General features: G+C 73.6%; 13 protein-coding genes. 9 read left to right on the forward strand and 4 right to left on the reverse strand.

The genetic code is table 11. The features are described 5' to 3' along the window. Positions 1-36: 36 nt before the first annotated feature. Complete coding sequence (locus tag FMEAI12_RS06080; protein WP_112105291.1) at positions 37-2,106, forward strand: WD40 repeat domain-containing serine/threonine protein kinase; 2,070 nt, start codon at positions 37-39, stop codon at positions 2,104-2,106. Between the two features lie 13 nt (positions 2,107-2,119). Here the strand turns inward: FMEAI12_RS06080 and murA are convergent, their stop codons facing one another. Together murA and thiD are read right to left on the reverse strand one after the other, a co-directional pair. After that, entirely contained in the window at positions 2,120-3,526 is a 1,407-nt protein-coding gene (murA, locus tag FMEAI12_RS06085) for a UDP-N-acetylglucosamine 1-carboxyvinyltransferase (protein WP_071060631.1), read from the reverse strand. A 239-nt stretch (positions 3,527-3,765) separates the two neighbouring features. Next, the gene (gene thiD / locus FMEAI12_RS06090; RefSeq protein WP_112105292.1) at positions 3,766-4,587 is read right to left on the reverse strand and encodes a bifunctional hydroxymethylpyrimidine kinase/phosphomethylpyrimidine kinase; all 822 of its coding nucleotides are present in this window, start codon (positions 4,585-4,587) and stop codon (positions 3,766-3,768) included. Positions 4,588-4,798: 211 nt separating this feature from the next. On the opposite strand from thiD, the gene FMEAI12_RS06095 reads away from it, so the two are divergent. Further along, the gene (locus FMEAI12_RS06095) at positions 4,799-5,032 is read left to right on the forward strand and encodes an Lrp/AsnC family transcriptional regulator (protein ID WP_018504536.1); all 234 of its coding nucleotides are present in this window, start codon (positions 4,799-4,801) and stop codon (positions 5,030-5,032) included. 92 nt (positions 5,033-5,124) lie between these two features. Further along, the gene (locus tag FMEAI12_RS06100) at positions 5,125-5,553 is read left to right on the forward strand and encodes a DUF3515 family protein (protein WP_255565663.1); all 429 of its coding nucleotides are present in this window, start codon (positions 5,125-5,127) and stop codon (positions 5,551-5,553) included. A 102-nt stretch (positions 5,554-5,655) separates the two neighbouring features. On the opposite strand, the gene FMEAI12_RS06105 is transcribed toward FMEAI12_RS06100, so the two are convergent. Together FMEAI12_RS06105 and rpmB are read right to left on the reverse strand one after the other, a co-directional pair. Then, the gene (locus FMEAI12_RS06105) at positions 5,656-6,759 is read right to left on the reverse strand and encodes a D-alanine--D-alanine ligase family protein (RefSeq protein ID WP_112105309.1); all 1,104 of its coding nucleotides are present in this window, start codon (positions 6,757-6,759) and stop codon (positions 5,656-5,658) included. 127 nt (positions 6,760-6,886) lie between these two features. Then, on the reverse strand, positions 6,887-7,075 hold the full coding sequence (gene rpmB, locus FMEAI12_RS06110; protein WP_006545176.1) for a 50S ribosomal protein L28: 189 nt from the start codon (positions 7,073-7,075) through the stop codon (positions 6,887-6,889). A 270-nt stretch (positions 7,076-7,345) separates the two neighbouring features. Between rpmB and FMEAI12_RS06115 the strand changes: the two genes are divergently transcribed. The 6 genes from FMEAI12_RS06115 (at position 7,346) to rpmF (ending at position 12,841) form a co-directional block, all read left to right on the forward strand. After that, positions 7,346-9,685 (forward strand): ATP-dependent DNA helicase RecG, encoded by a 2,340-nt coding sequence (locus FMEAI12_RS06115; RefSeq protein WP_112105294.1) that lies wholly within the window; start codon positions 7,346-7,348, stop codon positions 9,683-9,685. A gap of 7 nt (positions 9,686-9,692) precedes the next feature. After that, positions 9,693-10,250 (forward strand): 16S rRNA (guanine(966)-N(2))-methyltransferase RsmD, encoded by a 558-nt coding sequence (rsmD, locus tag FMEAI12_RS06120; protein WP_071060623.1) that lies wholly within the window; start codon positions 9,693-9,695, stop codon positions 10,248-10,250. Next, positions 10,247-10,735 (forward strand): pantetheine-phosphate adenylyltransferase, encoded by a 489-nt coding sequence (gene coaD, locus FMEAI12_RS06125; protein ID WP_020458767.1) that lies wholly within the window; start codon positions 10,247-10,249, stop codon positions 10,733-10,735. Before rsmD ends, coaD begins: the two co-directional genes overlap by 4 nt. Positions 10,736-10,958: 223 nt before the next feature. Then, the gene (locus FMEAI12_RS06130) at positions 10,959-11,849 is read left to right on the forward strand and encodes a hypothetical protein (RefSeq protein ID WP_112105295.1); all 891 of its coding nucleotides are present in this window, start codon (positions 10,959-10,961) and stop codon (positions 11,847-11,849) included. 237 nt (positions 11,850-12,086) lie between these two features. Beyond that, positions 12,087-12,671, forward strand: coding sequence for a DUF177 domain-containing protein (locus FMEAI12_RS06135; protein ID WP_020458769.1), 585 nt, complete (start codon positions 12,087-12,089; stop codon positions 12,669-12,671). Further along, positions 12,671-12,841, forward strand: a complete 171-nt coding sequence (rpmF, locus tag FMEAI12_RS06140) for a 50S ribosomal protein L32 (RefSeq protein WP_020458770.1) — start codon at positions 12,671-12,673, stop codon at positions 12,839-12,841. The genes FMEAI12_RS06135 and rpmF overlap by 1 nt, the downstream gene beginning before the upstream one ends. The last annotated feature ends 2 nt before the right edge of the window (positions 12,842-12,843 follow it).

The raw sequence follows: 12,843 nt of genomic DNA on the forward strand, positions 1-12,843 counted from the left end.
GCTTTTCCTGTTCGCCCCTGACCCGGCGGTGCGTCGATGAACGAGGTTGACCTGGCGCGGCTTGCCGCCGTCCTGCCGGACTACACGCTCGGCGACCCGTTGGGGAAGGGCGCGTCCGGCCTGGTGCTGGCCGGGTGGCACCGCGGCATGCATCGTGACGTCGCGGTCAAGGTGATGGCGCGCGGCTACGGCCGGGCGGACGACGGGTTCGCCGCCGAGGCGCGCATCGCGGCCCGCTTCGACCATCCGCACGTCATCCGCGTCTATGACTACGTCGAGCGGGACGGGCTGCGCGTGCTCGTCATGGAGATGCTCGCCGGCGGCACGCTGACCCGGCGCCGCGCCAGGATGAGCCCGCAGGCGGCCTGCGCGGTCGGCCTCGCGGCGGCGTCGGCGCTGACCTACGTCCACGGCCGCGGCGTGCTGCACCGCGACATCAAGCCCGACAACATCCTGTTCGACGCCGCCGGGCAGCTCAAGGTGGCCGACTTCGGGATCGCGAAGATCGTCGACGGGACGAGCCCGGGCGCGAGCACGGTGATCGGGACCCCCCGCTACATGGCGCCCGAACAGCTCGCGGGCGGTCGGCTGATGCCCGCCAGCGACCTCTACTCGTTGGGAGTCGTGCTTCTCGAGCTGCTGACCGGTGCGGAGGCGTTCGACCCGGCGACCTTCGTGCGGCCGGCGGGCGGGCTCGACCGGCCGGCGGGCGGGTTCGGCCCGCACCATGTCGCGACGCCGGCGGCGGACATCGCCGGCCCGGTCGCGGCGGTGGTCGCGAGCACGCTGGCCCGGGACCCGCAGGCGCGGCCGGAATCGGCGAAGGCGTTCGCGCTCTCCCTGGCCCGGGCCGCCGCCGCGGCGTACGGACCGGACTGGTTGGACCGCTGCGGCCTGCCGCTGCACCTCGACGCGGACGTCCGCTCCGAGGCCAATCGCCGCCTGCCGGCGGGGGCCGGGCCGCGGGCGTGGCGCCAGGGGCCGGCGCCGGCCCCAGCCATCGCCGCGGCTCCGGCCCGGACCCCACCTCCGGCCGTGGGGTCCGCACCCGCCGAGGCGGGGTCCGGGGCGCGCGGCCGGACTCCCACGGTGGCCGGGAACCCGACCGTCCGGGGCACGGGGAGCCGCTTCGGCATCGGGCGGCGGGTGGCTCCGCGTCCGGCCGGCCCGCCGCTGGCGGGTCACGCCGGCTGGGTCCTGGCGGCGGACTTCTCCTCGGACGGAGCGATCATGGCCACCAGCGCCAAGGACGGCGAGGTGCTGCTGTGGGACGTCGCCGAACCGGCCGCGCCCCGGTCGATCGGGCGCCTGCCGGACGGCCCCGACGACGGCGTCACGTCGGTCGTGTTCTCGCCTGACGGGCGCACCCTCGCCGGCACCAGCTGGGACGGCTCGCTGCGGCTGTGGGACGTCACCCGGCCCGGTGCTCCCCATCTGCTGGGCAGGCCGCTGAGGGCCCACGCGGGGCCCGTGCGCTCGGCGGCGTTCGCCACCGACGGCCGCATGCTCGCCACCGGAAGCGACGACCGGTCGGTCCAGCTGTGGGACATGGCCGACCGTGGCGCGCCCCGTCCGCTGGGCGGGCCGGTGACCGGCGCGACCTCGTTCGTGACCTCGGTGGCGTTCGCCCCGGACGACCACCTGCTCGTCGCCGCCGGCTACGACCGGGACGTGCTGTTCTGGGACATCACGAACCGGCACGCGCCGCGCCGGCTGGCACGCACCGTCGCCGGGCCCACGTCCGCGCTCGTGGCCGCGTTCGCGCCGGACGGACGGACCCTCGCGACCGGCGGCGTCGACGGTGTGATCCGGCTGTGGGACGTCACCGTCCCGGACCGCCCGACCGCGCTGGGCCGTCCGCTGGCAGGGCACGACAACCGTGTCTGGGCGCTCGCCTTCGCCCCGGACGGCCGCACCCTGGCCAGCGGTGGCTTCGACAATGTGGTCCGGCTGTGGGACACCTCCGAGCGGACCCGCGCGCGGCCGCGTGGCCGGCCGCTGGCGGGCCACGCGGACTGGGTGATGTCGGTCCGGTTCGCCCCGCACGGCCGGATCCTGGCCAGCACCGGCAAGGACCAGACCATCCGGTTGTGGTCCCTGCCGTGAGCCGTTCGCCGGCTCAGCCGGTGGCGCGGCTCCCCGCGGCGCCGGTGCTGTCGGTGCTGTCGGGCGGAACGTCCGCGGGCACGGTCTCGATCAGCGCGCCGATCGAGCGGAGCTTGCCCACCGGGTCCTCGTATCCGCGCTCGAGGAACCGGGTGCCGCTGATCAGGCTGGACCCCTCGGCGACCAGGGCCGCCATCACATAGGCGAACCCGGCACGTAGATCGGGGATCTCCAGGTCGGTGCCGCGCAGCCGGGTGGGACCGCTGACGACCGCCGAGTGCTCGAAGTCCCGGGACGCGAACCGGCACGCCTTGCCGCCCAGGCAGAACGTCGACAGGGCGATGTCCGCGCCCATCTCGTTGAGCTGGCGGGTGTAGCCGAAGCGGTCCTCGTAGATCGTCTCGTGGATCACCGAGGCGCCCTTGGCCTGGGTCAGCAGCACGGCCAGCGGCTGCTGCCAGTCGGTCATGTACCCGGGGTGGACGTCGGTCTGCACGTGCGTCGCGGTGAGCTCGCGCGCCCGGTGGAAGGTCAGCCCGTGCGGGCTCACCTGGAACTCCCCGCCGAGGCGGCGCAGGTGGTTCAGGAAGGTCGCCACGTGCTCCTGGCGGGCCCCGACGACGTCCACCCGGCCGTTGGTCGCGACGGCCGCAGCGGCGAACGAGGCGACCTCGATGCGGTCGGGGATGGCCTCGTGCGTCGCCCCGCGCAGCGCCTCGACGCCCTGCACGACGATCGTGCGGTCGACCTCGACGTCGACCAGCGCGCCCATCTGCTGCAGGAAGAGGATGAGGTCGATGATCTCAGGCTCCACCGCGGCGTTCGAGATCACCGTGGTGCCCTTGGCCCGCACGGCGGCCAGCAGCAGGTTCTCGGTGGCCCCGACGCTCGGGAACGGCAGCGTCACGTGCGCCCCGTGCAGGCCCAGGGTCTTGACCTCGACCGAGCGGAGCTGCTCGATGATCTCCGCGCCCATGGCGCGCAGCCCGCGCAGGTGGAAGTCGACCGGCCGCTTGCCGATCCGGCAGCCGCCGGGCAGCGGGACGACGGCCTCACCGACCCGGTGCAGCAGCGGGCCCATCATCAGGATGGGGATGCGGTTGACCCCGGAGTAGGCCTCGGCGAGCGAGGCGTCCTCGATGCGCGGGGTCGTCACCCGCACCGTGTGCGAGTCGAGCCACTCGACCTGCGTTCCCAGCTCGGCGAGCATGCCGAGGACGACGTCCACCTCGACGATGCGCGGCACCCGGCTCAGCGTGCAGGGCTCGGGGGTCAGCAGGGTGGCGACGAGCAGCTTGGTGACCGAGTTCTTGGCGCCGGAGACCTCGACGGACCCGGTGAGCGGCGCACCGCCGACGATCCTGTACCAGTGGCGGTCCGAACCCGCGGGTGTGGTCGTACCGGAACTGGGTTCCCTCACGGGCTGCCTCCACGGCGATGAGTCGGATGCGCCAGGTTTTCGGTGCGTCAGCTCCTGGCTGAAGCCGGGGAGATTCAATCAGACCGAGTGACCGGCGCCACGGGGCGTCCGGGCACGTGCCGCGGTGGCGCGATGGGCGAACATGTGTTCGAATACGTTCCGTGCGGATGATCGCGGAGAGCTACCGGCCCGGACCACTGCCGCCGGCGACGCCCCGCCGTGGGTGGCGGAGGTCCGGATCAGACGGTGCCGGCCCGGGTCAGATGGCCGTGGTCGACGGGCCCGATCCCGGCGCCGAGCGGGAAGCCGGCGGCGAGCGCTCCGGTCACATATGTCTTGGCCGCCCGCACCGCGGTCGGGACGTCGTCGCCCCGCGCCAGGTGCGCGGCGATCGCGGAGGCGAGCGTGCAGCCCGTCCCGTGGGTGTGCTCGCGCGGCAGCCGTTCGGCGCGCAGCAGGATGTCGGTCGACCCGTCGGTCAGCAGGTCGACGGCGTCGCCCGGCAGGTGGCCCCCCTTGACCAGCACCCACGCCGGGCCCAGGGCGAGCAGGGCCGCCGCGGCGCGATGCAGGTCGGTCTCGTCGGTGACCTCGATGCCGGTCAGCAGTCGCACCTCGTCCAGGTTCGGGGTGACGACGGTCGCGCGGGGGAGGAGCTCGGTGCGCAGCACGTCCACCGCGTCGGCGGCCAGCAGCGGGTCGCCGTGCTTGGAGACCCCCACCGGGTCGACCACGCACGGTGCCCCCAGCCCGGCGAGCTCCCGCGCCACCACCCCGACGAGGGGCGCGGAGGAGAGCATCCCGGTCTTCACCGCGTCCACGCCGATGTCGTCGGCGACGGCGCGGATCTGTGCGCGCACCGCCTCCGGGGGGAGGTCCCAGACGCCCTGCACGCCGAGGGAGTTCTGCGCCGTCACCGAGGTGATCGCGCTCATCCCGTGCACACCGAGCGCCAGCATCGTTTTGAGATCCGCCTGGATGCCGGCGCCGCCCCCGGAGTCCGATCCGGCGATGGTCAACACCCGGGGCGGGGCCGGGTTCGGTGGTATCGCTGGCGTCATGGCGTGTGGATCCTCACAGTGAGGTCTGGAGCGGGCCTGGCGGGCCTGAAACGGCCGAGTTCACCGGCTGAGGGGCGCGGTTCCTCCGTGCCAGTCGGGCGATCAGAGCAAATTCCTCGCCGCAGACCCTCTCATCCGGCCCGTTTGCCTGTTACCTTCTGTCAGCCCGTGTCTGCTCGACGGGCTGTCGACGTCCGACGAGGGAGCGTCTGTGGTCCACGCGTATATCCTTATCCAGACCGAGGTCGGCAAGTCGGCATCGGTGGCCAAGGAGATCGAGCAGATCCCGGGGGTCACCCAGGCCGAGGATGTGACCGGTCCCTATGACGTCATTGTGCGCGCGCAGGCGGCCAGCGTCGATGACCTGGGAAAACTCGTGATGTCACGAGTCCAGTCGGTTGACGGCATCACTCGTACCCTGACGTGCCCCGTCGTCCATTTCTGACTCGGCACGACCCGTCCGCCGGCTCGTGCCCCAGGGCACGGGCTGCGCGGCGGGTCCGGCTTCTCCCGCTCTGTATCGCGGGTCTGACGGGTCTGGCGGGTCCGCTCACCGCGTGTGGTGGGCCCGGGCCTGTGGCGATCACCGGCGCGCCCGCGCCGGCCGGTGCGGACCGGGCGTCCTGCGAGGCACTGACCGCCGCTCTGCCCGACTCGCTGGGTGACGGTCTCGACCGCCGTGAGGTGGAGCCTCCCGTTCCGACCACGGCGGCGTTCGGGTCCGACCCGGTCGTTCTCACCTGTGGAGCCTCCGGCGTCGCGGCGACCTACCGGCCTGACTCGACCCTCTCCGAGGTCGACCAGGTCGCCTGGTTCACCGAGGACGTCGGTTCCCAGGTCCGCTACTCCACCCCGACCAGGACCCCTCAGGTGGTGCTGACCCTGCCGGCGGACCGGCAGGCGTTCGAGGTCCTGGTGGCCCTGGCGCCGGCGGTTCGCGCGCACACCAGGTCCACGACCGCCTGACGCCGGGTCCGGGGCGGGCCAGGCTCTGGGCTCAGGCCGCCGGGCCCCGGGTTCGGGTCCGGGTGGCGTCGGGCCTCGCCTCACGGTGGCGTCAGGCCGGCGTCAGCGAAGGCCCGCGCCGTCGCGCAGGGCGAGCTGGACGAGGCGGTCCACCAGGGCCGCGTAGTCGATCCCGGAGGCCGCCCACATCCGCGGGTACATCGACATCGGGGTGAACCCGGGCATCGTGTTGACCTCGTTGAGGACGATCTCGCCCGAGGGCGTGACGAACATGTCGACCCGCGCCAGCCCGGCGCAGTCCAACGCCTCGAACGCGGCGACCGCGGTCGCGCGGACCCGCTCGGTCAGCTCACCCGGCAGGCGCGCGGGCACGTCGAAGACGGCTCCGTCCGAGAGGTACTTTGCCTCGAAATCGTAGAAGCCGGCCGACGAGGTGATGGTGACCTCGGCCGGCACGCTCGCCTGTGGGCCGGAGCCGTCGAGGCTGTCGAGAACGCCGCACTCGATCTCGCGGCCGACGACCGCCGCCTCGACGAGTGTCTTCGGGTCGCTGGCCCGGGCTGTCTTCAGCGCCGTGTCGAGGTCGGCCCAGGCGTCCACCCGGCTGATGCCGATGCTGGAGCCGCCGCGCGCGGGCTTGACGAAGACGGGGAGCCCGAGCCGCTCGCGGTCGGGCTCCGACAGCGAGCGGCCGGGCCGCAGGACGGCGTAGGGGCCGACGGGCAGGCCGGCTGCGGCGAGCATGCTCTTCATGTGCTGCTTGTCCATGGCCGCGGCGCTGGCGAACACTCCGGAGCCCACGTAGGGCAGCCCGGCCATCTCGAGCAGGCCCTGGATCGTGCCGTCCTCGCCGAACGGCCCGTGCAGCAACGGGAAGACCACGTCAACGGGGCCCAGGTCGCGCAGCGCCGCGGACGGGTCGTGCACCACCACCGGCGCCGCGGACGGGCTCGGGGGCAGCGTGACGGCCAGGCCGGTCGACGCGTCGACGACGGGGAGATCCGTGCCCACCGGGGCGAGCGCCGGACTGTCGTCGGGCAGCACCGCCCAGCGGCCCTCGGTGTCGATGCCGACCGGGATCACGTCGTAACGGGACCGGTCGAGCGCCCGCAGCACCCCGCCGGCGGACACGCACGAGATCGAATGCTCCGTGCTACGGCCGCCGAACAGAAGGACGAGCCGAACCCTGCGCGTGGAGGCTCCCATGCCGGGACAGTAGCCGATGCCCATGGAGCCCTGGCCGAAGCCCTCCAGAGGGCCGCCCGGCCTGTCTACAGGCCGCCGCGGTGCCGCCCGGTCAGGTCGCTGTGGCGGGATCCGGGCGCCGGCCGGGTCAGCCGCGGGTGACCTTGCCCGCCTTCAGGCACGAGGTGCAGACGTTGAGCCGCTTGGGCGTACGGCCGACCATCGCCCGGACGGTCTGGATGTTGGGGTTCCAACGACGGCGGGTGCGCCGGTGGGAGTGGGAGACCGACATGCCGAAGCCCGGCCCCTTGCCGCAGACGTCACACACCGAAGACACGAGAACACTCCGTCAATCGCGATGGCCGGGAACTGCCGGCCGCTCTAGCCTGTAGTCGACTGCGAGGCTACCCCAGTCGTGGCGATCGAGGTCGCCGCGGCCTGCGCCGGTGGGTGAGAGACCCGCGCCGATGGGCGGAAGAGGCGATCGGCCTGCCCGGGCGTCCGTGGCGGGGACGAGCCGGCTGTCGAGAGTGGCCGGCCCCCCGACGTCCGAGACCGGGACGAGCCGGCCACCGAGAGTGTCGGTGGTGCGGTGCAGTATCGAAGAGTGCTCGACCTTGACACCCCGCTGAAGGGCCCGCTGGGAACGCGCACCGCCGCGCTGCTCGCCGACGGCCTGGAACTCGACACCGTCGGGGATCTCCTCGACCACCTCCCGCGGCGCTACCACGAGCGCGGCGAGCTCACCGATCTCCACGAGCTCGCCGTCGGCGAGATCGCCACCGTGCAGGCCCGGGTGACGAAGGTCGTCCGGCACCAGGGCCGGCCCGGGTCGGGCGGCGGGCCCCGCCGGCGCGGCGGTGGTGGCCGCACGGAGATCACGGTCACCGACGGCCGCGGTGAGCTCTCGCTGGTGTTCTTCAACCAGCAGTGGCGGGCGAAGGAGCTCGTCCCCGGCACGACCGCGCTGTTCGCCGGCAAGGTGGCCGAGTTCCGCGGCCGGCGCCAGCTCATCCATCCCGAGGTCCATCTCCTCGACGCGCCAGACCCCGAAGACGACGCCGACGGGGCCGACGGCATCGACGGAGCCAGCGGTGCCGATGGAGTCGGCGTCGTCGAAGGAGCCGGCGGTGCCGGGAGCGGCGCCGCGGCGGCGGGCGAGCCGGCCCCGGTGGCCGCCGGATTCGCCGGCTCCCTCGTCCCGATCTACCCGGCCACGGCGAAGATCACGAGCTGGACGCTGGCGCGCTGCCTGCGGCTGGTGCTCGACTCGCTCGGCGAGCTGGACGATCCACTTCCGGCGGTGCTGCGGTCCCGGCATCGCCTCGCCAGCCTGCGCAGAGCCTACGAACTGGCCCACCGCCCGACCTCGCGGGCCGACATCGCCGTCGCCCGCACCCGGCTGAAGTGGGACGAGGCGCTCGTCGTGCAGGTCGCCCTCGCCCAGCGGCGCCGGCGCGCGGAGCTGGCCGCCACGGTGTCCCGGCCGGGGTGCGCCGGCGGCCTGCTCGACGCGTTCGACGCCGCGCTGCCGTTCGCGCTGACCGACGGCCAGCGCGAGGTGGGGGAGACCATCGCGGCCGAGATGGCCAGGGCGTTCCCGATGCACCGGCTGCTGCAGGGCGAGGTCGGCTCGGGCAAGACGGTGGTCGCCGTGCGGGCCATGCTCACCGCCGTCGACTCGGGCGGCCAGGCCGTCATGCTGGCACCCACCGAGACGCTGGCGGCCCAGCATCACCGCAGCCTGCTCAAACTGCTCGGCGACCAGGCCCGGGCCGGTGAGCTCGGGGTGGACGGCCCCGCGACCAGGGTGGCGCTGCTGACCGGCTCGATGCCGGCCCGGGCCCGGCGCGAGGTGCTCGCTGCCGTCGCCGACGGCAGCGTCGGCCTCGTCGTCGGCACCCACGCGCTGCTCGGCGCGGACGTCGCCTTCGCCGACCTGGCCCTGGTCGTCGTCGACGAGCAGCACCGGTTCGGCGTGGAACAGCGCGACGAGTTGCGCTCGCGGGGCCGGCGCCCGCCGCACCTGCTCGTCATGACCGCGACGCCCATCCCGCGCACCGTGGCCATGACGGTGTTCGGTGATCTCGAGGTCTCCACGCTGAACCAGCTCCCGGCGGGGCGCTCGCCGATCTCGACCTTCGTCGTCCCCGCGGCGAAGAGTCACTTCATGGACCGGATGTGGGGCCGGGTGCGCGACGAGGTCGCCGCCGGGCACCAGGCGTACGTGGTGTGCCCCCGGGTCGGCGACGGCGAGGGCGGCGAAGGCGGAGACGGCGGCGAGGAGCCGTCCGGGCCGCCCGCGAGCGGGGCCGGCCCGCGGGAAGGGGAGCGCGTCGGCGCGACGGTCACCGAGGTGCTGCCCCGGCTCGCCACGGGCGAGCTCGCCGGCCTGCGCGTCGAGGGCCTGCACGGGCGGCTGCCCTCCCCGGTCCGGGACGAGATCATGACCCGCTTCGCCGCCGGCGAGGTGGACGTCCTGGTGGCCACCACAGTGATCGAGGTCGGCGTGGACGTCCCGAACGCCACCGTCATGATCATCATGGATGCCGACTGGTTCGGGGTGTCCCAGCTGCACCAGCTGCGCGGCCGGGTGGGGCGGGGCAGTGCGCCCGGGGTGTGCCTGCTGCACACCTCCGTCGACGGCGCCGCGCCGGCCGCCGAGCGCCTGCTGGCCGTCGCCGCGACGTCGGACGGCGCCGAGCTGGCCCGGCTCGACCTCGCCCAGCGGCGGGAGGGCGACGTCCTCGGTGCGGCCCAGTCCGGCGGGCGCCGGTCGCTGCGCCTGCTCGAGCTGCTGCGGGACGAGGACCTCATCCGCGCCGCACGCGAGGAGGCCGGGGCGCTCGTGGCGGCGGACCCCGAGCTCGAGGGCCAGCCGGCCCTGCAGCGCCGGCTCACGGCCGCGTTGGACGAGGCCAGCGCGGCCTTCCTGGAGAAGGGCTGACCTGGCGATGACGCGGATCGTGGGCGGGCACGCCGGGGGGCGGCGGCTGGTGGTGCCGCCGGGCGGCGCGACCAGGCCCACCTCCGAACGGACGAGGGAGGGCTTGTTCAACACACTCGCGACGCTGGTGGATCTCGCTGGAGCAAGGGTCGCGGACCTGTACGCGGGCTCCGGCGCGGTCGGGTTCGAGGCGTTGTCCCGCGGCGCGGTGCACGCCCTGCTCGTCGACCGGGACGCGACGGCGGTGCGCACCCTGCGCCGCAACGCGGAGGCCCTCGGCCTGGCGGGCGCCGAGGTGGTGCGCTCGGCGGTGGAACGGGTCCTGTCCGCCACCCCGGCCGAGGCCTACGACGTGGTCTTCCTCGATCCGCCCTACGCCCTGCCCGGCGCCGAGCTCGACGGCGTGCTCGGGCAGCTGGTCGGCGGCGGCTGGCTGGCCCCGGGCGCGGTCTGTGTGGTCGAGCGCGCGTACCGGAGCGGTCCCGTGACCTGGCCGGACGGCCTCATAGCACTGCGTGAGCGCAGGTACGGAGAGGGGGTCCTCTGGTACGGTAATCGATCATGAGGAGGGCAGTCTGTCCCGGATCGTTCGACCCCATCACCAACGGTCACCTCGACATCATCGTCAGAGCGAGCAAGCTCTTCGACGAGGTCGTCGTCGCCGTTCTGATCAATAAATCGAAGGCACATCTGTTCACGATCGAAGAACGGATCGACCTCATCCGGGATGCGGTGCGCAGCCATCCCGACGCACCCACCAACGTCGTAGTGGACTCGTCGCACGGCCTGCTGGTCGACTTCTGCCGGGTGCGCGGCATCCAGTCCATTGTCAAGGGCCTGCGGGCCGTCAGTGATTTCGACTACGAGCTGCAGATGGCGCAGATGAACCACTCGCTGGCCGGAGTGGAGACCCTGTTCATGAGTACGAACCCGCAGTACGCGTTCCTCTCCTCGAGCCTTGTCAAGGAAGTCGCCCGCTACGGCGGCGACGTCTCCGGGCTGGTGCCGGACGTCGTCCTCAAGGGCCTGCGGGACCGCTCCGCGCCCTAGTCGCCCGAGTGTGGACCGATCGCCGGCGGCACCCCTGTGGGTGCCGCCGGCGGGAGTCTGCCATCAAGTAGTCGTTGTGTTTCTGTTGTGATGGCGTGTGCGTGGCGGGGTCGTATCGTCGCGTCGCGTCGATATCGGGCTTCCGGGTCCTCCTGGCGGGTCCGTGTCGGTTAGCGGAGTGTCGCTGCCGGGTGCTCCGTCGGCCGGTCGTAACCTACCGGTCATGGATGATCTCGCTGAGCGCCTCGACCTGATCATCGCTGTGGTCGAGGGGGCGCGGGCGATGCCGCTGACGACGTCCTGCGTGCTCAACCGCGCCGAGATGCTCGAGGCGCTGGAGGACCTGCGGGCGCGGCTGCCCGAGCGGCTGGCCGACGCCGACCGGGTACTGGCGGACAGCGAGGCGATCATCGACGACGCGCACCGGCGGGCCGCCGCGATCGTGGCCGACGGCCGGCGCGAGGGCGTCCGACTGGCCTCGGGCAGCGCGGTGGTCGCCCAGGCGGAGGCCGACGCCGCGGCGATCATCGCGGCCGCCCGCCAGGCGTCGGACGACATGCGCAGCCAGATCGACTCCTACGTCGACGGCAAGCTGGCCGGGTTCGAGGAGGTCCTCGACCGCACGCTCGCCTCGGTCGCCCGGGGCCGTGAGCGGCTGGCCTCCCGTGGCGCTGTGGCGGGCGGGGCCGGCGCCCACGGCGGGGCCGGCGGTCCGGCCGGCCCGCACCAGTTCGGGGGAGTGGGACCGGCGGCGGCCGCACCGGTGGGCTCGTGGTCGGCGGCGGTCGGCGCCGGCGGAACGGACCTCCACCCGGCGGTCTCCGGCGGCCAGGCGGGCCCGGAGGCGGCTTTCTCCGGCGCTGGCGGTCCGCACGCTGGCGGTCCGCACGCCGACGGGATGCACGGCGGTGGGATCGATCCGGCTGGCGTCAACGCCGCCGGCGCCGGCCCGGCCGGTCTCGGTGGGCCGCTGAACGCCGCCGCCGCGCCCGGGCAGCGGATGGACCCCGACCGGCCGGAGGACGGCGAGCGGTGGGCCGGTGTGCCCGCCGCGCGCGGTGGCATGACGGGCCATGTCCGGCTGACCTCCGGCGCGGGAGCACCGATCGGATAGTCTGGTGGTCCGTGCCCGGTGACGTGGGCGCGTCCTCTCGACACATCCAGGTCGTCACCCAGGTCGTTCGGCCTCCGGGCCGGGCCGGCCGGCGTCCACGCCGATCGGTTCACGGCCGGCCGGGTGGCGGCGATTCGGGAGGCTCGGGGCGGGTGTATTCCGGGTCCGTACGACCGGTGCCCGTCCCCAGGTCACTCCGACACCGACCGCGACGTGAGAACATCTGCTGTGACAGCCATGACCACACAACGAGCCCGTCGGCGCGCCCCCAGGGGGCCCTACGTCCTCGACACCCGAGAGCTCGGCCGCCGGCCGGGCTCGCTGCGGCGTGTCGAGACGACGATCATCCAGCCGTCGGATTTCGGCACCGAGCTGGTGCGCGTGCCCACCGGTGCCGCCGTCGAGCTCGACCTGCGGCTCGAGTCCGTCATGGAGGGCGTCCTCGTGAGCGGGGTGGTCACCGTCCCCCTCGTCGGCGAGTGCGGCCGCTGCCTCGACGAGGTCTCCGACTCGGCGTCCGTGGAGATCCTCGAGCTGTTCTACTACCCGGAGCGGGCCGTCGAGACCGAGGACGAGGACGACACCAGCGTCCTCGTGGACGATCACGTCGATCTCGAGCCGGTGGTGCGTGACGCCGTCGTGCTCAGCCTCCCGCTGTCGCCGGTCTGCCGTCCCGACTGTGCCGGCCTGTGCGTCGACTGCGGTGGGCGGCTCGACGATCTCGGGCCGGACCATTCCCACACCCAGCAGGACCCGAGGTGGGCGGCTCTGTCCGGCCTTGCCGAGGCCCCTGCCACCACCGATAACAAGGAGAAGGACTAGTGGCAGTCCCGAAGCGGCGCACCTCGCGCAGCAACACCCGGTCCCGTCGGGCGCAGTGGAAGGCCAAGGCGCCGGCGCTGGCCAAGTGCTCGCGCGGGCACACGATCCGGCCGCACACCATGTGCCCGACCTGCGGCCGTTACAACGATCGCCAGGTGCTCGACGTCTGACC

The organism is Parafrankia sp. Ea1.12 (assembly GCF_900465275.1).
Classification (GTDB): domain Bacteria; phylum Actinomycetota; class Actinomycetes; order Frankiales; family Frankiaceae; genus Parafrankia; species Parafrankia soli.